Source organism: Nocardia sp. NPDC127526 (genome assembly GCF_042672265.1).
Lineage (GTDB): Bacteria > Actinomycetota > Actinomycetes > Mycobacteriales > Mycobacteriaceae > Nocardia.
This window is the reverse complement of record NZ_JBHXVO010000004.1, coordinates 402,333-421,674: the sequence shown is the minus strand read 5'-3', so window position 1 is coordinate 421,674 and position 19,342 is coordinate 402,333. Positions and strand designations below refer to the sequence as shown.

The 19,342-nt window shown below is 68.7% G+C and carries 16 protein-coding genes; 8 read left to right on the top strand and 8 right to left on the bottom strand.

Annotation, left to right across the window (positions count from 1 at the left end):
• The first annotated feature begins 17 nt into the window (after positions 1–17).
• The 3 genes from ACFVIV_RS10795 to ACFVIV_RS10785 all read left to right on the top strand — a co-directional run bounded on the left by ACFVIV_RS10795 (position 18) and on the right by ACFVIV_RS10785 (position 2,457).
• On the top strand, positions 18–884 hold the full coding sequence (locus ACFVIV_RS10795) for a thermonuclease family protein (protein WP_379194808.1): 867 nt from the start codon (positions 18–20) through the stop codon (positions 882–884).
• Between the two features lie 355 nt (positions 885–1,239).
• Positions 1,240–1,539 (top strand): three-helix bundle dimerization domain-containing protein, encoded by a 300-nt coding sequence (locus ACFVIV_RS10790; protein WP_379194806.1) that lies wholly within the window; start codon positions 1,240–1,242, stop codon positions 1,537–1,539.
• Positions 1,540–1,554: 15 nt separating this feature from the next.
• Complete coding sequence (locus ACFVIV_RS10785) at positions 1,555–2,457, top strand: MOSC domain-containing protein (RefSeq protein ID WP_379194804.1); 903 nt, start codon at positions 1,555–1,557, stop codon at positions 2,455–2,457.
• Between the two features lie 2 nt (positions 2,458–2,459).
• Here ACFVIV_RS10785 and ACFVIV_RS10780 read toward each other — a convergent pair whose 3' ends face one another.
• Both ACFVIV_RS10780 and ACFVIV_RS10775 read right to left on the bottom strand, forming a co-directional pair.
• Positions 2,460–3,230, bottom strand: coding sequence for an SDR family NAD(P)-dependent oxidoreductase (locus ACFVIV_RS10780; RefSeq protein ID WP_379194802.1), 771 nt, complete (start codon positions 3,228–3,230; stop codon positions 2,460–2,462).
• 76 nt (positions 3,231–3,306) lie between these two features.
• Entirely contained in the window at positions 3,307–4,233 is a 927-nt protein-coding gene (locus ACFVIV_RS10775; RefSeq protein WP_379194800.1) for a LysR family transcriptional regulator, read from the bottom strand.
• A 137-nt stretch (positions 4,234–4,370) separates the two neighbouring features.
• Between ACFVIV_RS10775 and ACFVIV_RS10770 the strand changes: the two genes are divergently transcribed.
• Genes ACFVIV_RS10770 through ACFVIV_RS10760 form a run of 3 tightly spaced genes read left to right on the top strand, consistent with a single transcriptional unit; the run spans position 4,371 to position 8,487 of the window.
• Positions 4,371–5,747, top strand: coding sequence for an MFS transporter (locus ACFVIV_RS10770; protein ID WP_379194798.1), 1,377 nt, complete (start codon positions 4,371–4,373; stop codon positions 5,745–5,747).
• The gene (locus ACFVIV_RS10765) at positions 5,744–6,502 is read left to right on the top strand and encodes a 3-hydroxybutyrate dehydrogenase (protein WP_379194796.1); all 759 of its coding nucleotides are present in this window, start codon (positions 5,744–5,746) and stop codon (positions 6,500–6,502) included. Before ACFVIV_RS10770 ends, ACFVIV_RS10765 begins: the two co-directional genes overlap by 4 nt.
• Entirely contained in the window at positions 6,499–8,487 is a 1,989-nt protein-coding gene (locus tag ACFVIV_RS10760) for an acetoacetate--CoA ligase (protein WP_379194794.1), read from the top strand. The genes ACFVIV_RS10765 and ACFVIV_RS10760 overlap by 4 nt, the downstream gene beginning before the upstream one ends.
• Before the next feature lie 19 nt (positions 8,488–8,506).
• On the opposite strand, the gene ACFVIV_RS10755 is transcribed toward ACFVIV_RS10760, so the two are convergent.
• Positions 8,507–9,109, bottom strand: coding sequence for a TetR/AcrR family transcriptional regulator (locus tag ACFVIV_RS10755; protein ID WP_379194792.1), 603 nt, complete (start codon positions 9,107–9,109; stop codon positions 8,507–8,509).
• A gap of 149 nt (positions 9,110–9,258) precedes the next feature.
• Between ACFVIV_RS10755 and ACFVIV_RS10750 the strand changes: the two genes are divergently transcribed.
• Both ACFVIV_RS10750 and ACFVIV_RS10745 read left to right on the top strand, forming a co-directional pair.
• The gene (locus tag ACFVIV_RS10750) at positions 9,259–10,101 is read left to right on the top strand and encodes an alpha/beta fold hydrolase (RefSeq protein WP_379194790.1); all 843 of its coding nucleotides are present in this window, start codon (positions 9,259–9,261) and stop codon (positions 10,099–10,101) included.
• Positions 10,098–12,473 (top strand): beta-glucosidase, encoded by a 2,376-nt coding sequence (locus ACFVIV_RS10745; protein ID WP_379194788.1) that lies wholly within the window; start codon positions 10,098–10,100, stop codon positions 12,471–12,473. The genes ACFVIV_RS10750 and ACFVIV_RS10745 overlap by 4 nt, the downstream gene beginning before the upstream one ends.
• 312 nt (positions 12,474–12,785) lie before the next feature.
• Here the strand turns inward: ACFVIV_RS10745 and ACFVIV_RS10740 are convergent, their stop codons facing one another.
• From ACFVIV_RS10740 to ACFVIV_RS10720, 5 genes are read right to left on the bottom strand one after another with little or no spacing between them, the layout of a single operon-like run.
• A complete protein-coding gene (locus ACFVIV_RS10740) occupies positions 12,786–13,484 on the bottom strand; it encodes an FHA domain-containing protein (protein WP_379194786.1) in 699 nt (232 codons plus the stop codon).
• The gene (locus ACFVIV_RS10735) at positions 13,484–14,776 is read right to left on the bottom strand and encodes a VWA domain-containing protein (protein ID WP_379194785.1); all 1,293 of its coding nucleotides are present in this window, start codon (positions 14,774–14,776) and stop codon (positions 13,484–13,486) included. The genes ACFVIV_RS10740 and ACFVIV_RS10735 overlap by 1 nt, the downstream gene beginning before the upstream one ends.
• Positions 14,773–15,891, bottom strand: coding sequence for a protein phosphatase 2C domain-containing protein (locus ACFVIV_RS10730; protein WP_379194783.1), 1,119 nt, complete (start codon positions 15,889–15,891; stop codon positions 14,773–14,775). The genes ACFVIV_RS10735 and ACFVIV_RS10730 overlap by 4 nt, the downstream gene beginning before the upstream one ends.
• Entirely contained in the window at positions 15,888–18,164 is a 2,277-nt protein-coding gene (locus ACFVIV_RS10725) for a tetratricopeptide repeat protein (RefSeq protein ID WP_379194781.1), read from the bottom strand. The genes ACFVIV_RS10730 and ACFVIV_RS10725 overlap by 4 nt, the downstream gene beginning before the upstream one ends.
• Positions 18,161–19,342: a hypothetical protein gene (locus tag ACFVIV_RS10720; RefSeq protein ID WP_379194779.1), complete on the bottom strand. Its 1,182-nt coding sequence runs from the start codon at positions 19,340–19,342 to the stop codon at positions 18,161–18,163. Before ACFVIV_RS10720 ends, ACFVIV_RS10725 begins: the two co-directional genes overlap by 4 nt.

Below are 19,342 nucleotides of genomic sequence, written 5' to 3'. Positions count from 1 at the left end.
CGCCGCGGGGCGTCAGTATGCCGTCGCTGGACACCAAGGCATTGATCGATATCCATGATGGGGATACTCCGGCCATCCGGATGCCCGTGCGGATGTTGTCGATCGACACGCCCGAAGTCACAGCGGGTTCGCAGCAGGGTGCGGAACGGGTGGACGAGAAATTCGCTCAGCTGGCCGAGTGGATTCGGCAGCGGCCGGGCGATGTGCCGGTGTCGCGGCGGTTCGCGGACTATCTGCTGCCCAAGATCGAGACCGGCAAGGCGGGGACCTTGCAGTTCACCCAGGGGACGCTGGCGGCCGACTTCGCGAAAGCGAATGCGGCGCAACGGCTGACGCGACCCGACGGGAGCAAGCGGGCGCTGTTCGTGCGGACCGCGGATGCGCCGTTCGACACCAATGGGCGACTGCTGGCCTATGTGGCGCCGAACTATTCGAAGGCCGAACGGGAGACGCTGACCCGCGAGCAGCGCTCCACGTTCAACCTGGACATGGTGCGGGAGGGGTGGGCCGCGCCGTTCGTCATCGTCCCGTCCATACCGGGTGAACTGGATCTGCCGCTGTTCCTCGCCGCCGCCGATGCGGCGGTCGCCGCGGGGCGCGGGATCTGGGGTGAGCCGGCCACCATGCCCGCCTACGAGTACCGGTCGGTCGAGCGGCTGTTCGCCATTGCGAAATCCCTTATCGTCGATGGGAAACCGGCCGCGGAACCGTTCGGCTGGCGGGAACGGTATTGCGTCGACATGCGGACCCGGGTGCTCGTCGGGCCCGAGGACTACTTCGACATCGATCCCATCTACCGGCTGTTCATCTGGCCCGCCGACGTGCGCGACGCGGTCAGCCGGCTGAACCTGACACCGTCGCCGCGGCTGGTCGGCGTCTCGTAACCGGGCCGATCCTGCGCCACTTCCGTTGCTGACGGCCGGTATCGGTGAAGTAGCGTGGCGTTTCAACCCCCATCGGCGCCGGCAGGCGCTACAGTGGTCGGCGGAAGTCGTTGTTGCAACTGCAAAATCACTTGCAATTCGCATTTCGCATGCCCCGGACAGCCTGTGCCTACTCCGCAGACAAGCTGTGCCAGAAAGGGATTCCCGAGAGCACAAATTCCCTCCATAAGCTGATACTCGAGGGGCGCGGTCCGGGTGGTGGGATAGCCCGGGCCGCTGTCCACTTCGCTGTGCATCCGCAGGGGCGTTTCGGATGCCGGCATCATGCGGTTCGTACTGGAGGCGAGGCTGGGGTATGGCGGCACCCGAGGAAGATCAGCAGATCGACGAGCTCATCACGCGATTGGCGATCAGGTTCCCGCACTTGACATCGCGGGTCGTCGCCGAGGTGGTGCGTGGCATCCATCGGGAATTCGACGGCCACCGGGTCCGGGAGTTCATTCCGCTACTCGTCGAGCGAATTGCCGAACGGCACCTGAGCCGTCGAGTGTCGTACTGCTCCAGCCTCGTCCATCACGACGCGCCCTCGCTGGGAGAGCTATCCGCGCGCTCGGTCGCGCTGTCGCCCAGCCCCTACGCACCACCACGCTGGTAACCGTCCGCGCAGCAGGTGGTGGTGCGGGCGAATGCCGAGAACAGGCCCGCGCCATCACCTGCCGCGGGTCCGCTCGAGCGGGAGCGGGCCGGACTGGTTAGGGTGGCTGGAGTGGCGATCGTTTCTGCGTTGATGTGTTACCCCATCAAAGGATGTGCGGGCAGTCCGATGTCCGCGGCCCGGATCGTGCCGACCGGTGTGGCCGATGATCGGACCTTCATGTTCGTGCGGCCCGACGGTTTGTTCCGCACCCAGCGGAGCACTCCACGGCTGTCGATCATCCGGCCCGAGCTGGCGAGCGACGGCGCGAAGCTGACGCTGGCCGCGGACGAATTCGACAGCGCCACAGTCGATGTGCGCTACGACGGCCCGCGGCTGACCGTTTCCGTGCACGGTGTGTGGGAGGGCAGCGCGGTGGACCAGGGCGATGAGGCCGCCGCGTGGGCCAGTGATCTCCTCGGGGAGGAGGTGCGGTTGGTGCGCGTCCCGCCGGAGCATCAGCGCTCGGTGGACGATCGGCACGGCGACATCACCTTCACGGATTCCACTCCGCTGCACCTGACTTCGGTCTCGTCACTGGACGATCTGAATGCCAGGATCCTGGAGAAGGGCGCGAATCCCGTACCGATGGAACGCTTCCGCCCCAATATCGTGATGACCGGATGGACCGAGCCGTATATCGAGGACGGCATTCGCGATTTCACCCTGGGTGATGTCCGGCTGCGATGGGTGAAGCCCGACGTCCGGTGCAATGTGACCCTCGTCGACCAACCGACCGGTAAACGGTCCGGCCCGGAACCGCTACGCACCCTTGCCGATTACCGCCGTGATCCGGACGGCGGCGTCACCTTCGGCATCAAGGTCGCGGTGACCACTCCCGGCACCATTGCCGTCGGTGACGAGATCATCGTGCACTGACCTCACACGCCGTAGCCGCCGTCGACATCCAGCTTCTGCCCGCTGATGAAATCCGCGCGGTCGGAGGCCAGGAAGCAGACGGCCTCGGCGATGTCCTCGGCGTCGCCGAATGTCCGGAGCGGGATATTGCCCCGGGTGACGTCCAAGGCATGCTCGTCGAGTTCACCGGATGCGATGAGGCGCTCGGCCATACCGTCGATGGTCATGCCGGGACCGACGCAGTTGGCGCGGATGCCGAAGCGGCCCTCCTCGGCGGCGATACCGCGAATCAGCGCCTCCACCGCGGCTTTCGGCGAGCTCGACAGCCCGTCGCGAATGGGGAACCGGGTGGTGGCCGCGGTGGTGATGGCGACGATGTTCCCGGCCGTGGCGCGCAGGTGCGGGATGGCGGCATGGGCGGCGTTGAAGAACCCCACCGCATCGGTGAGCATCTGGGATCGGAAGTCGCCCGGGGTGATTCGGCTCAGATGCCGCATGGGGATGTGCGGTCCGGCGGCGTAGACGAGGGTGTGGATGCCGCCGAATGCGGCGGCCACCTCAGCGCAGACCTCCGCGGTCCGGGTCGCGTCGGACAGATCGAGCTGCCGGCTCTGGGCGGTGCGGCCGAGTGCCTCGGCCTCGGCGAGCAGCGGTTCGAGTGGTTCGGGGGAGCGGAAGTAGGTCAGCGCGACCCGGCTGCCGCGCCGCAGCAACATCCGTGCGGTGGCGCGTCCCAGGCCGCCGCTGGCGCCGAGCACCAAGGCGGCCCCGGGTCGGTGACCGAAGTCGTTCATCTGCTTCCTTCGTCGCTGCCGGTGGCCTTCCATTAGTAGCTCGAACCTAGAAAACAAGCAACTGCTTGGTCGGAGTTCAGGCGGGCGGCGGCGTGCCCAGCAGCTGTGTGCGGCAGGCGGCGACCTGGTCGCGCAGGGCGGTGACGACGGCGGCGACCTCCGGGCGACGCAGAGTTTCCGCGCGCGTGACGAGCCAGTAGGTGAGCCGGATGGCGACCTGATCGGGCAGGATCCGCACCAGATCCGGGTGCCGATCGGCCATGAAACAGGGCAGCAGGCCGACCCCGGCGGCGGCGCGGGTCGCCTCGACGTGGACGAAAACGTTGGTGGACGAAATGGATTGGCGCATGGCAATGGCGAACGACGACGCCAGGTCCAGATCGTCGACCTGGAGCATGCTGTCGATGAAGTAGACGAAGGGATGGTGCGCCAGATCGGCGACGGAGGTCGGGGAGTCGTGGGTCGCGAGGTAGGAGCGGGCGGTGTAGAGGGCGAGGGTGTAGTCGCCCAGCGCGATGGCCTCGGCCCGGCGGACCTGCGGCTTGCCCACCACCACTTCGATATCGAGGCTGGAGCGTTGCGGTGAGGCGCGGCGGGTGGCCGCGACGATCTCCACCGAGATCTTGGGATGGGTGCGCTGCACGGTGGCGACGGCCGGCGCGGCGAGATAGGCGCTGAAGCCGTCGGTGGCCGACATGCGGACCACGCCCTCCAGCAGGGTCGCGCCCGCGGAGCCGGAAGTCAGTGAGCGGACCGCGGATTCGATGGTCTCGGCCGCGGCGAGCGCGTCCCGGCCGCGGTCGGTGAGCTCCCAGCCGCCGGCGCCGCGGGTGAGCACGCGGCCGCCCAGGGCCTGTTCGAGCGCGGCGATGCGGCGGGAGATGGTGGTGTGGTTGAGGCCCAGTTCCTCGGCTGCCGAAACGTAGCGGCCGGAGCGGCCGACGGCCAGCAGGACCAGCAGGTCGTCCGGATTCGGGCGGGGAGTGGTGGGGCTCACGCTCATGTGTGCATATTTGCAGATACATGCTGCGAATCTGGCCATTGCGGGCAAATCAATGTGCACGAATACTCTGTAGCGATCAAGTTTGTGGGCCGCATCACAGATGAGGGGTGGTGCGGCCCGAGTGTGAGGAGTCGCGCATGAGCGTCCGGGTTTCGGAGCCGCGGGAGGGGGCCGGGCTGTCCGGACTCCGCCGGGTGGTGGCCGCGTCGATGGCGGGGACCGTCGTCGAGTGGTACGAGTTCTTCCTGTACGGCACGGCGGCCACGCTGGTGTTCAACAAGGTGTTCTTCGCCAAGGGGACCAGCGATCTGGACGCCATCCTGGCGGCGTTCGTGACCTACGCGGTGGGCTTCGCGGCGCGGCCGCTGGGCGGCATCGTCTTCGGTCACTTCGGCGACAAGTACGGGCGCAAGCAGCTGCTGCAGCTGAGCCTGGTGCTCGTCGGCGCGGCGACCTTCCTGATGGGCTGTCTGCCGACCTTCGCGCAGGTGGGCTATTGGGCGCCGGCGCTGCTGGTGGCGCTGCGGTTCATCCAGGGCTTCGCGGTCGGCGGCGAATGGGGCGGCGCGGTGCTGCTGGTGGCCGAGCACAGCCCCAGCAAGAGCCGGGCCTTCTGGTCGTCGTGGCCGCAGGCCGCGGTGCCGCTGGGCAATATGCTCGCGACCGTCGTTCTGTTGACCTTGACCTCGACACTGTCGGACGCGGACTTCCTGTCCTGGGGCTGGCGGGTCGCCTTCTGGCTGTCGGCGGTGGTCGTGCTGGTCGGCTACTACATTCGCACCAAGATCACCGATGCGCCCATCTTCGTCGCCGCGCAGCAGCTGGCCGAGCAGGAGAAGGCGGCCTCGTTCAGCGCGGTCGAGGTGCTGAAGCGTTATCCGCGCGGCGTTTTCACCGCCATGGGCCTGCGCTTCGGCGAGAACATCTCCTACTACCTGATGGTCACCTTCTCCATCACCTACCTGAAGGTGCACGTCGGGGCCGATACCAAGCACATCCTGTGGTGGCTGCTGGCCGCGCACGCGGTGCACTTCGCGGTGATCCCGATGGCCGGACGGCTCAGCGACCGGCTCGGGCGGCGGACGGTGTACCTGATCGGCGCGGTGGTGACCGGAACCTGGGGCTTCTTCGCCTTCCCCATGATGGACAGCGGCGAGAACCTCGTCATCCTGTCCGCCATCATCATCGGGCTGGTGTTCCACGGCTTCATGTACGCCGGCCAGCCCGCCATCATGGCCGAGATGTTCCCGACCCGGATGCGGTATTCCGGTGTGTCCCTTGGTTATCAGGTGACCTCCATTGTCGCCGGATCGCTCGCGCCGATCATCGCGGTGCGACTGCTGGACACCTACGACTCCTCCGTGCCCATCGCGCTGTACCTGGCCATCGCGTGCGCCATCACCGTCGTGGCGGTGGTGTTCGCCCGGGAGACCAAGGGCATGGATTTGCAGGCAATCGATCGCGCCGACGCGGAAGCCGTTGCCGCGGAGGCAGGAAAGGGACTGAAGGTATGACGAGCGGAACCGATGGCCTAGCCGGGCGCAGCGCCCTGGTCACCGGCGGAGCGAGCGGCATCGGCGCGGCCTGCGCCCGGGAACTGGCCGCGCACGGCGTCACCGTCACCGTCGCCGATATCGACGCCCTCGGGGCCAAGGCGGTGGCGGCCGAGATCGGCGGGCAGGCCTGGGAAGTGGATCTGCACGATGTCGCCGCCCTGGAGGAGCTCCGGCTCGAGGTCGACATCCTGGTCAACAATGCCGGCGTGCAGAACGTCAGCCCCATCACCGAATTCCCGCCCGAGCGGTTCCGCGGCATGCTCGCGCTCATGGTGGAGGCCCCGTTCCTGCTCATCCGCGCGGCCCTGCCGCACATGTACGAGCGCGGCCACGGGCGGATCGTCAATGTCTCGTCGGTGCACGGGCTTCGGGCTTCGGCGTTCAAATCCGCGTACGTGACCGCCAAGCACGCGCTGGAGGGCCTGTCCAAGGTCACCGCGCTGGAAGGCGGTCCGCACGGGGTGACCAGCAACTGCGTCAACCCGGGCTATGTGCGGACGCCGCTGGTGGACAAGCAGATCGCCGATCAGGCCAAGGCGCACGGCATCGACGAGCAGGAGGTGGTGGAGCGGATCATGCTGACCGACAATGCCATCCAGCGTCTCGTCGAACCGGAGGAGGTCGCCTCGCTGGTCGCCTGGCTGGCGTCGGATGCCGCCCGCATGGTGACCGGTGCGTCCTACACCATGGACGGTGGATGGAGCGCCCGATGAGCCTCGACGCCACGGCGGCGGAAGCCGGTACACCGCAGTGGGTTCCGGAAGCGGACGATATCGCCGCCGCCCGCATTACCGATTTCGCGCGCTTCGCCGAACAGCGCTACGGCGTGCGGGCCGGTGACTACCGGGAACTGTGGCAGTGGTCGGTGGATGACGTGGCCGGGTTCTGGCGTGCGGTGTGGGAGTACTTCGAGCTCGGCGAGACACCCGAACTCATGCTCGCCGAGGATGCCATGCCCGGTGCGCGCTGGTGCCCGGGCGTCACGCTGAACTATGTCGATCAGGTCGCCCGGCAGGCGCGCACGGATCGCCCCGCCATCATCGCGCTGAGCGAGGGGCGGCCCGCACGGGAGCTGTCCTGGACCGAAATGCTCTCCCGCACCGCGGTACTCGCCCGCACGCTGCGTGAGCTGGGCGTGCGGCCGGGCGATCGGGTGGCCGGGTATCTGCCCAATCTCCCCGAGGCGGTGATCGCGTTCCTGGCGACCGCCTCGCTCGGGGCGATCTGGAGCGCCTGCGGCCAGGACTACACCGCCAAGGCCGCCCTGGACCGGCTCGGGCAGCTGGAACCGGCGGTGCTGATCACCGCCGACGGCTACCGCTACGGCGGCAAAGCCCACGACAAGCGCACCGAGATCCGGGCGCTGCGTGCGGGTCTGCCCAGCCTGCGGGCCACCGTGGCGGTGTCCGCGCTCGGGTACGAGGTGCCGGGCGCGCTCGATTGGGACGAGGCGACGCTGGAGCGGACGGACGAGGCTCGCGGCGGCGAGATCCCGCAGACGGTGCTCGAAACCACCCCGGTGGCTTTCGATCACCCGTTGTGGGTGCTCTACTCCTCGGGCACCACCGGCAAGCCCAAGGGCATCGTCCACGGCCACGGCGGCGTGCTGCTGGAGCATCTGAAAGCCATTGCGCTCCAATCCGATATGGGTCCCGGCGACACCTTCTTCTGGTACACCAGCCCCAGCTGGATGATGTGGAACTTCCAGGTCGCGGGCCTGCTCGCCGGCGCCACCATCGTCTGCTACGACGGCAGCCCGGCCCATCCGGCTCCGGATGCGCTGTGGGAGATGGCCGCTCGCACCCGGGCCACCGTGCTGGGCGCCAGCCCCGGCTACGTGCTGGCCTGTGAGAAGGCCGGCGCGGTGCCCGCCCGCGACCACGACCTCACCGCGCTGCGCCTGATCGGCATTACCGGTTCGGCGCTGCCCGCCACGTCATCGCTGTGGCTGCGCGACACTGTCGGCGACATCATCCCCGTCGCCTCCATCAGTGGCGGCACCGATGTGGTCTCGGCGTTCGCCGGCGGCGCGCCGACGGTCCCGGTCTGGCCCGGCGAGCTCTCGGCCCCGTATCTCGGTGTGGCCCTGGAGGCCTGGGACGGTGCGGGCAATCCGGTGCGCGGCGAGGTGGGCGAGCTCGTCATCACCAAGCCGATGCCGTCCATGCCCGTGGCCTTCTGGAACGATCCGGACGGGACCCGCTACCGCGACGCCTATTTCGACATGTTTCCCGGAGTCTGGCGGCACGGTGACTGGATCACCCTGACCGGTCACGGCAGCGTCATCGTGCACGGCCGTTCCGATTCCACCTTGAACCGCAATGGCATTCGCATGGGCAGCGCCGACATCTATCAGGCCGTCGAAGCCCTCCCCGAGATCGCCGAGGCCCTGGTGCTGGGCATCGAAGGGGAGGATGGCGACTATTGGATGCCGCTGTTCGTCGATCTCGCCGAGGGGCACGAGCTCACCGAGGATCTGAAGCGGCGCATCGCCACCGCCGTTCGCGACGAGGTGTCGCCCCGGCACGTCCCCGATGAAATCCTGCGGGCCCCGGGCATTCCGCACACTCGCACCGGCAAGAAACTCGAGGTCCCCTTGAAACGCATTCTGCAAGGGGTCGATCCGGACCGGGTGGTGGACCCCAGTTCGGTCGACGATCCGGAGTTGCTGGCCTGGTACGCCGCTCACCGGCGGTAATGGGCGCCTTCCGAGGAGCTCAGCGCGCGATGTGCGCGCTGAGCTCCTCGATGAATTCTCGGAACAGCGCGCCCATATCGACGCCCTCCGGATCGAGCAGCCATTGCAGCTGCAGGCCGTCCATCATGGCGACGATCTGCCGGGCAATGGCCCGGGTATCGATATCGGACCGGAATTCGCCGTCGGCGATGCCGGCCTCGAGGGCTTTGACGAAGTGGGCCTGCAAATTCCGGTAGCGGTCGACCACCCACTCGTGCGCCGGATGGTCGGCGGTGACCGCCTCGCTGGTGACCACGGTGAACAGCCGCACCAGTCCCGGCACGTGCATATTGTGCTCGACCAGCTGGATCAGCCGCTCCAGCAGGGCGGTGCCGCGCAGGTCCTGATCGAAGCCGAGCCGGGTGTAATCCAGCCGGTCGCGGTAGTCCAGCACCGCCGACAGCAGGGCGGCCTTGTTCGGAAAGTAGTGCAGCAGACCGGGTTGCGAGAGCCCGCAGCGCTCGGCGATCTCGGCGATGGAGGCGCTGCGGTACCCGTTGTCGGCGAAGGTCTTCAGCGCCTCGTCGATGATCTGTTCGCGGCGGTCGTCGCCCCGTCTCCGGCGTTGGGGGTGCGGCGTCATGATTGTGGACAGTAGTGCGCTCTACTTGACCTGCGGAAATCGGCATAGGTAACGAAACTATAACAGTACCGAGTAACCACTCGGTAAACTGGGAACTCCGCTGGCACACTCGTGCCAGCCGTACAGGGACGTACGAAGAAGGGATCCCGATGAGCCAGGCACCTATCACCCCGCTGACGCTGCGCGGCGGAGCCGGAACACTCGCGGCCTGGGAGGCGCGGCCACCCGCGGGGGTCGAGGTGCGCGGCACGGTCGTGCTGGTGCCGGGATTCACCGGGTCCAAGGAGGACTTCGAGGCCATGCTGCCGCTGCTGGCGCACGACGGCTATCGCGCCGTCGCCTACGACCAGCGCGGGCAATGGCAGTCCGACGGCCCGGACGATATCTCCGGCTACACCATGGACGACTTCACCGGCGATCTGATCCGCGTCCTGGACCAGGTGTCGCCGAACGAGCCCGTCCATCTGGTCGGCCATTCCTTCGGCGGTTATGTCTCGCGTGTCGTGGTCATCGCCGCACCGCATCGCGTGCGCAGCTTCACCCTGCTCGCCTCCGGTCCCTCCTCGATCGAGGACATCAACTTCCCGCCGCCGCAGCTGGTCGCCCAGTTCGTGGAAGCCGGTGGGCAGGAGGCGATCTGGCAGCAGATGAGCACCGCCATGTTCGACTCCGGAAACGCCCCGGCCCCGGAGCGCCTGGAGTTTCTGCACAACCGCATTCTGGCCACCAAGAAGGCCAATATCCTGGGGATCCTGAAGGTGATGGAGGTGCCGCCGGTAGCCGATCCGGCCGTGCTGCGCGATGCCGGAGTGCCGATCCTGGTCGCCTACGGCGACACCAATGATCTGTGGGCGCCCGGCGTGCACGAGAACTTCGCCGCGCAGCTGCATGCCGAGACCGCCGTCTACCACGGCGTCGGGCACCTGCCGAACGAGGACGTACCCGCGCAGGTGTGCGCGGACCTGGTGAAATTCTGGGAGGAAACGGCATGAGCGACCGCATCGAAGACCTGCTCGGCAAGCTCGACCTGCCCGCCAAGATCCGGCTCGTGTCCGGGGCCGGGATGTTCCGGTTCGCGGGCGATCCGGCCATCGGGCTGGCGGAGATGCCGGTCTCGGACGGACCGTCCGGGGTGCGCGGCGAACTGTGGGACGAGCGGGATCCGTCGGTGAGCCTGCCCTCGGGCACCGCGCTGGCCGCGACCTGGGATCGGGAGCTCATTACCGCGATCGGCGGGCTCATTGCCGCCGAGGCGCGGCGCAAGGATGTGTACGCCGTGCTCGGCCCGACCATCAACTTGCACCGATCTCCGCTCGGCGGAAGGCATTTCGAATGCTATTCCGAGGATCCGATGCTCACCGCCGAGATCGCCGACGCCTATGTGCGGGCCGTGCAGTCACACGGGGTGAGCGCGTGCCCGAAGCACTACGTGGCCAACGACTCCGAGACCGAGCGCTTCACCGCCGACGTCATCGCCGCCGAGCGCACCCTGCGCGAGCTGTACCTGTACCCGTTCGAGCGGTCGGTGCGGGCCGGGGCGTGGATGATCATGTCGGCCTACAACTCGGTCGACGGCGTCACCATGACCGAGAACGATCTGCTCGACGAACCGCTGAAGGGGGAGTGGGGATTCGACGGCGTCGTCGTCTCGGACTGGACCGCGGTGCGGTCCACCCTCGGCGCGGCCAAGGGCAATGACCTCGCCATGCCCGGACCGTGGCCGCTGTGGGGCGAAGCGCTGGAGGAGGCCGTGCGCACGGGGGAGGTGCCCGAGTCCGCCATCGACGACAAGGTGCGGCGCATCCTGCGATTCGCCGAGCGCGTCGGGGCGTTGAACGGAACACCCGCGGCCACACCGGCTTTCACCGACGACACGGCGCGGCAGCTGGTGCGCGAGGCCGCCGCCAAGGCCATGGTGCTGGCCGCCAATGACGGCACGCTGCCGTTGGGTGCGCCCGCCCGGGTGGCCCTGCTCGGCTCGGCCGCCGGTGAACCCCGCTTCGGCGGCGGTGGCAGCGCCACGGTCATCCCGTCGCACACCAGTTCACCGTTGGCGGGCCTGTCCGCGGTGCTCCCGGTGACCTACACGCCGGGTGTATACCTGAGCGAGCACCTGATTCCGGTGCCGCTCGCCCTGGTCACCGATCCGGAAACCGGCGTCGAAGGCGTGTGCCTGCGCTACTTCGACGGCGATGCCATGCTTGCCGCCGAGCATCGCGCGGCGGGCAATCTCATGCTGTTCGGCAATCCACATGCCATGCGGGCCAAGGCCATCGAGATCACCGGCCGGCTGCGCGCCGATACCGCCGGTGAATGGCGCATCGGCTTCGCCGGAGTCGGCGACCTGAGCCTGGAACTCGACGGCGAGACGGTGCTCGCGGAGAGTGTGCTGCCCGACGGCACCGATCCGGTCGAGATGCTGCTCAACCCGCCGCAGCGGTTCGTGACCCGCGCCCTCGCCGAGGGCGACGAGGTCGACGTCCGCATCCGGCTCGTGCCCGCCGGCGGCATGCCCGCCCTGGCGCTCACCTTCGCGATCGGCCGGCCCCGCCGGTCCGCGGACGAAGAGTTCGCCGCCGCAGTGGAATTGGCGCGCACCTCCGACGTGGCCGTCGTCGTGGTCGGCACCACCGAGCAGATCGAATCCGAGGGCTACGACCGCAAGACGCTGGACTTGCCCGGCCGCCAGAACGAACTCGTCGCGGCCGTCGCCGCCGTGAACCCGCGCACCGTCGTGGTCGTGAATGCCGGAGCCCCCGTGGAGATGCCGTGGCGCGACGACGTCGCCGCGGTCCTGCTGGCCTGGTTCCCCGGCCAGGAATTCGGCGCCGCCCTGGCCGATGTGCTCACCGGCGCAACCGAACCCGGCGGCCGCCTGCCCACCACCTGGCCCAAGGCCATGGCCGACGTCCCGGTGCTGAACACCAAGCCCAACCCCGACAACACCCTGCCCTACGACGAAGGCATCCACATCGGCTACCGCGCATGGCTGAAATCCGGTGTGGCCCCGGCCTATCCCTTCGGCCACGGCCTCGGCTACACCACCTGGGAACTGGCGGACCTCGTGGTCTCGGGCCGCACCGCAACCCTCACCGTCCGCAATACCGGTGACCGCCCGGGCCGACAGGTCGTGCAGGCGTACCTGTCCCGCGAGACCAGCACCGTGGATCGCCCGATCCGCTGGCTGTCCGCCTTCGCCCTCGTCGAAGCCGCCCCCGGCGAATCCGTCACGGCCACCATCGAATTGCCCCGCCGCTCATTCGAACACTGGACGGAGAAGGGCTGGGCCGTCGAACCCGGCCCCTTCACCCTGCACATCGGCACCTCTGTCGCGAACCTGCCCCTCACAACCGAAATCAGCTGATCGCGCTTCGGGGCTCGCCGCGTGCGAGCCCGGAAAGCCGTCGGTTGCGCAGTGGTCGAAGGGGGCATGCACGCCGATCTCGCGATGATGCAACGCCGTCGACGTGGTCGCACGGGACCGTCGCCCATGGAAGCCGCCCGAGATATGGGCGTGCTGCATATCGCCAACGCCGTACCGCACAACGTGGCGCCGTTCGTCGCCTCCACGGTCGTCGGCCTCGCCGGATTTACGCCGCTCTTCCTGGTCGGCGGTCTGCTGTTGGTGCGGGGTGTGCACGCCGTGGTTCCCGCTCGCGGCGGGCGCTGGATTCGGCTACCGCGGTTCGGCGGTGAGGGTGATGGTGGTCCAGCCGCCGACGTGGATGCGGTCGCCCGGGCGCAGGTCCATGGGGATGTGGCGGGGGATGGGTTTCGAGCTGTCGTTGACGCAGGTGCCGTTCGTGGAACCCAGGTCCGTGACGGTCAGGGTGTTGTCATTGATGTGCAGGATGGCGTGTGAGCGCGAGACCGCGATGTCGGCGGGGGCGATCGACAGGTCGATCTCCGGATGGATGCCTTGCGAGGCGCTGCGTTTTCCGATCAGTACGGTGGGACCGCTCAAGGGAATTCGGCGATCCGGATAGTAGTCGGGGAACTCGACGCGGTCCTTGTCCGGGCCTTTCATCGCGATCATCCGCTCGTAGTGGTCGCGATCGGCGCTGATGGTCGCGACCCAGACCAGCGGCCCGGAGCCGGAGCCGATGCCGGTCCACGCGCCCGTGTCCCCGCCGACAATCGTGGTATCACCACTGATCGCGGAGTTCTGTTCGAGCGGCGGCGGTGCGGCCAGGTCACGATCCCAGCCGCAGTTCTCGCAGAAGCGGCTCTCCGAGGGCGCATCGCAGGCGGGACAGACCGGGGCGACGGCCGGGGCGGCCGGAGTTCCGCCGCCTCCGCCGTTTTCGATCGGCAGCCCGCAGGTATCGCAGTAATCGACCGCCGCTGAATCATGTCCCTCGGGACAGGTTGCCATTACGCACCGTCCTCCTTGCGCACCCGGGCCGTCAGCACCGACCGCATATCGAGCGCGCGCTCGTCCATATCGTCGATCTCGGTACGCAATCGGGCGGTACCGGTGCGCTCGTCCACATCGACGACGGTGGCCAGCAGTTTCGCGGTGGCCTCGTTTCCGGATTCGTTCGCCAGCTCTACCGCGCGCTGCAATTTGGCTGTGGCGGTGGTCAGATCACCCTGTTTGCGAGCGGCCAGTCCCTCCTGCACGGCCTGGGCGAGTTCGGCCTGCCCGGTGTAGTGCGCGACCCGGCGGCTGATCCGGGCGGAGAGATCGGTGTCGGTGGTCCAGACCGCCCGCACCAGACCCTGCCCGACAATCGCGCCGTCGGCGAGCACGCTGATGCGGGCGGCAAGCTTTTCGCGTCCGGCGTCGGCGGGTTCCACATCTATCTGAATGTGGTAGTCCCGTTCCTCCGCACCCCAAGCGCCCAGCGGATACTCACCGTTCAGCGGTGCCACATCGGTACGGCGTCCGGTCAAATCTTCGATCTGCGGCGCGACCTGCTTGATGAACCGTACGGTGGCCCCGGCCGGAGACCAGACTCGTAGCGTCAGCTCTGGAATAGTCTTGGCCATCGACATTTCCACCATTGCGGCGAACTCCGCGGCCAGTTCCTCCGGTGTCGTGGCGATATCCGCGGTACCGTGCAGCGCTAGTGCGATCGCACGCAGGTCCGCTACGTGCCAATCGGTTCCGATCCCACGGCAGTCGCACGTGAAGACCCCCTCGGAAGCTTTGATCTCCGCAGTCAGCCGCTCGGCGGTCTCGTGCTCGTTCTTGCCGTCGGTCAGCAGGATCGCGTGCACCATGGCATCCGGATGGCGTTCGGCGACCATGCGCGACAGCCCCAGCCAGGTGCCCATGGCCGTACCCCCGTGCGCGTGCAGCTTTTTCAGTGCGTGCTGCGCTGCGGACCGGTTCTGCTTGTTCATGACGGCCGTCGCGGCGTCCCGCGGGAAGACCACCTCGGCCTGATCGGTGCCCTCGATGATGGTGAAGCGGGTGCCGTCGGGCAGGACATTCAGCGCTGCCGTGGCCGCCCGGCGCGCGTGTTCGAGTTTGTCGTTGTTGCCCATGGATCCCGAGCAGTCGATGATCAGGATCTCGACGCGCTCCTTGACCGGTGCGGCGACCACCAGATCGGCGGGCGTCTCCACGGTGATGATGGCGTCGACCGTGCGCACCCCCTCCGCCAGGTACTCGTTCTGATCGATGAAAACCGAAATGGCGTTGTCTACAGCGGAACTCACGGTGCGTCTCCTTCTGGCGCGGAGAATGAAATCGGGACGAGTGCGACGGTGATGTTGTCCTTACCCCCGGCCAGCAGCGCGTAATCGACCAGCGCCCGGGCCGCCGCCAGCGGTGCGGACGCGGTCGCGATGCGCGCCAGCGCCGTCGCGTCGGGCAGGTAGTTCCACAGGCCGTCGGTGCACAGCAGCAGCACGCCCGGCTCGCGGGTGTGCAGTGTGCGCACGCAACTGGCCGACCACGGCTGGGAATGGCCGTCCGCGCCGAGCCAGCGGGTGAGCACGTGGGCGTGCGGGGTGTTCATGGACGCGGCCTCGTCCATGGCGCCGCTGTCGACGAGCGCCTGCGCCAGGGAGTCGTCGGCGGTGAGCCGGCGGGAGCCGTCCGCGCCCGGTTGCAGCCAATAGGCCCGGCTGTCACCGACATTCGCGACGGTGATGTGCGCGCCGCCGGCATTGTCGAACTGCACCACGGCCGAGACGTAGGTGCACGACGGCGATCGGCCGTCGGGGGTGCCGATATCGCGCACGGCCTGCGCGGCGGCATTGAGCCCGGCCAGCACGCTCGTCTCGGCGGGCGTGGCGGTGACCAGCGCGGCCAGGCACGCGTCCACCCCGGAGCGCACGGCCGCGCCCGAGGCCGCCTGCGGGTCCTCGGAGGTGGACACTCCGTCGCAGACCGCGATCACGGTGGTCGGCGGCGTACCGGGGGAGGTGCTGGCCAGAATCGCCGCCGCGACGGCATCCTCGTTGTGCGCGTGCGCGATTCCGCGGTCGGTGATGAGCGATACCGTCGCCAGGTCGGCCTCGAACCGGTCGCGCTGCGGGCCCAGTTGCCCGCACTGATCGCAATAGCCGTCGGTCGTGAATCGCCGTCCGCCGCAGTTCTCGCAGACGATCAGCGGCTGCGTGTCGTAGGACAGTGTCGTCCCGGTGTGGGGCTGCACGGTCGTGCTGGGCGGCGCCCCGTCATCGCCCGCCAGGGCCGCACTCGCACCGGACGGCGCATTCCCATTGGGCGGCAGGGCCACCCGCCCCCCGAGCTGCCGCCCGCAGGCCTCGCAGAACCTGTCGGTCTCCGCCGCGAACGTGCCGCAGGCCGGGCAGCGCGCGGTCACAGCGTGGTCCTCGGGCGAACCGCGTTCGCCTGCTCCACGAGCGCGATGCGCTCCCACATATCGTCCGCCTCCCGGGCCAAGACCCGATAACACCGTTCCAAACCGGTTCGCACCCCTTGTTGATCGAGCGTCACATTCAACAGCGGGGCCTGCTCGGCAGGCACCCGCCCCAGGCGCAGCCATTGCAGTGCCGCATCCAGCACGTGCATCCGGGCCAGCGCCGCACGGCGTTTGGAATCGATGGTGAGATTCCCGATTCGCCGGCCGGCATCGCGCAGCAGATTCTCGGTGAGTTCACCGGAGCGCTGCACGTCCAGCAGGATGTCCACGGCGAGCACACCGGCTTCGGTGTGCACCGCCGAGCTCGCGTCCACCTGATCGAGCACCGCGATCGCGCCCTGGCGATCGCCGGCGGTCCGTCGCAGCCGGGCGGCGCCGAAAGCGGCGTCGGGATAGGTGCGATCGGTGCGCCAGACCGCCTCGTAGTACCGCACCGCGCGTTCGCGCACCTGCTCTGGTTCGGGCTCGCGGCCGTCGTGCAGCATGAACTCCGATGTCACCGCCAGGGCGAGCTTCGGCGCGTGCTCACCGGGCAGCGCCGTGTACAGCGCATCGAATTCCTCGTGCGCGGCGGCCCAATCCCGCTGCAGCAGCCGGGCCTGCCCGCGGAACCAGGTCAAGCGCCAGTCGCCGTCGAGCGCACCGCCCACCTCGTCGAGGCGGCGCAGCGCGTCGTCGGCATCGCCGGATTCCAGTGCGGCGCGGATCAATCGCAGGGGGATCTCGATGGAGTCCTCCGGGTGGGTCGCCACCGCGCGCATGCCTGCGATCTCGCGCTCCAGCTCGGCCGGGGTCACCGCGCTGCTGCTCGCCAGCAGGGCGGCGCCGCTGTCGCTCAGATCGACTTGCGGAACCGGCAGTGCGGCAATGATTCTCCCGGGATCGTCGGGCAGCTCCGCGCCCGCGCCGAAGACGGCCCGCGGCGGCCCGAACCTGGTGGAGAGTCCGGCGCGCGGCTTCCCGTCCGCCGCGGCCGCCACTTCCCGCAGCACCCCGGTGAGCTGATCCGCCATCTCGTCCATCGACGCGAACCGGGCTTCGGGATCGGGATCGGTGGCGCACAACAGGAATCGATACAGCGATTCGTGCCGGGCGAGCAGCGGCTCGGTATCCGGCCCTGGCAGCGGCCCCAGGCGCCCGTGCTCGACGGGAATCCGCATGATCAGCACCGCGAGCGTGCGGCCCACGGTGTACACCTCGGAGGCCACGGTGGGCCCGGTCTCGGCGATCTCGGGCGCTTGATAGCCGGGCGTCCCGTAGATCGCACTCTGCTGGTCGCTCATAGTGATGACCGCGCCCAGGTCGATGAGCTTGAGTTGCTCTTCGCGCTGCATCACGTTGTCGGGCTTGAAGTCGCAGTAGGCCAGCCCGCGCCCGTGCAGATAGCCGAGCGCCGGCATCATCTCCAGCATGTACGCGATGGCCTGCGCGGGCGGTAGATACTCCCCGTGCTGCTCGCGCCGCCGCCGCAGCAGCTGCTTGAGCGAGGTGCCGCCGACGTACTCCATCACGATGTAGCCGACCGGCCGCCCGTCCGGCCCGGTCTCCTCGACGAAGTTGTAGATATTGACGATATTCGGGTGTTCGAGCCGCGCGAGGAACCGCCGCTCGGCCACCGCCGCCCGCATGGCATCCGGATCCTCGGAGTTGAGCAGGCCCTTGAGCACCACCGACCGGGACTCGAGCTTGTGATCGATCGCCAGGTACAGCCAGCCGAGCCCGCCGTGCGCCAGCGCGCCGAGCACCTCGTACTGCCCGACCATATCCCCGCGGGACAGCTTGGGCGTGAAGGAGAACCGGGTCCCGCAGTGCCCGCAGAAACCCTCGGATCGGCCCGGCTGCTCACCGCGGCTGCGGCCGACGGGGCGGTCGCACTTGCTGCAGAACCGTTGGTGCTCGGGCACTTTCGGATCGGTCATCACGGCGGATGTGGGCTCGATCGGCGCCACCGGCGGGACGGCGACCAGTCCGGCGCCCAGATGCCCGCGCGAGGGTGCGGTGATCGGCCCGCGGCCGGTGCGCCCCGACCGGATGGTCGTGCGCGCCGCGCTGCCCCGCGACAGCGCCCCCGACACGGTGGCCGAGGACTGCGCCGCGGGTGCGCCCGATGACTGCGCCGCGGGCTCGGGCGCGGCGGCCTTGGCCCCGCAGGTGTCGCAATATCCGTCCGCCGCAATGGTTCCGGTGCAACCGGCGGTTTCGGTGCAGTTCATGGTCGCCTCCCCGATCGTTGCGCGATGAGCTGCCGATAGTCGGTCACGGCCCGGGTGACCGCCGCCAGGTCGCAGGGTTTGCGGGTCAGCAGGCCGGCGGCGATCCGGTAGGTGGCCCGCACATCGCGATCCTCGCCGACGCCCAGCCGCGCCGCCTTGGCCCGGTAGGCAGACAGCCGGCCGCGCAGTTCCATGCGCCGGTCCAGCAGGCCCTGGGCCAGTTCCGCATTGCGCTGCGCGGTGGCGAGGGCGGCTTCGACCCGCCGCCGCAGATCCAGCAGGGCGGCCGGCGCCGGGGGATTGGCTTGCAGCGCGGTCAGTTCCGCGCCGAACAGGGCGCTGTCGTCGGCGTGGCGGGGGAGCGGCCCGGCCAGCACCGTGCGCTCGACCTCCACCCGGGCGTGGTCGGCGCGCTCATAGGTCCGGCGCAGCAGCTCCACCCGGGCGCGCAGTCCGTCGACGGCCCCGCCCCAATCCACGGCCAGGGCCGACAATTCCGCGCGCAGCGTCGCGGCGGCGGTCATGCGGGCGGCCAACTCGGCTATCCGCCGGTCGATTTCCTCGGTCCGCAGGGAGAGCGGATCGAGGGCCGACTGCCGGATGAGCGCGTCGATATCGTCCGCGAGCGTGCGCAATTGCGGAATCCCGGTACCCGACCGTTCGAGTTCGGAGCGCATGGGCTGCAGTTCGGACATGACGCGGTGATTCACCGTGGCCACCGCATCGAGCACCTTCGCGATAGTAGGGAATGCGGTGTGCATGCGCGTCACCATTTCCGCGAACCCCACATACTCCACCTGATGTCGCGGGCCCATCAGCGAGCGTTGCACCAGCGGAATCGTCGTGCGCGCCACCTCCAATGGACGGCCTCGCAGCAATCCCGTCAACTCCTCCCGATCCAAGGCGTCGGGCCGCCGCCGTTTCCGCGTCTCGTGCGCCCGATCCAGAATCGTGCGCAGCCGCCCGAAGTCCTCCCACATCGATTCCAGCGCCGACCGCGCCGCGGCCCAGCGTTCCTCGGTGACTCCGATCGGCGGGAAACTGCGCAACTGCACGAGCCCGGGATGCTTGTCCAGATCGACCAGGGTCGAGGCGATGGCGGCGATATCGCGCTCCCGGGCTTCGATCTCCCGGTCGATTTCGGCGAGGGTGAGAATGTGCCCCGAATTCCCGTCCAT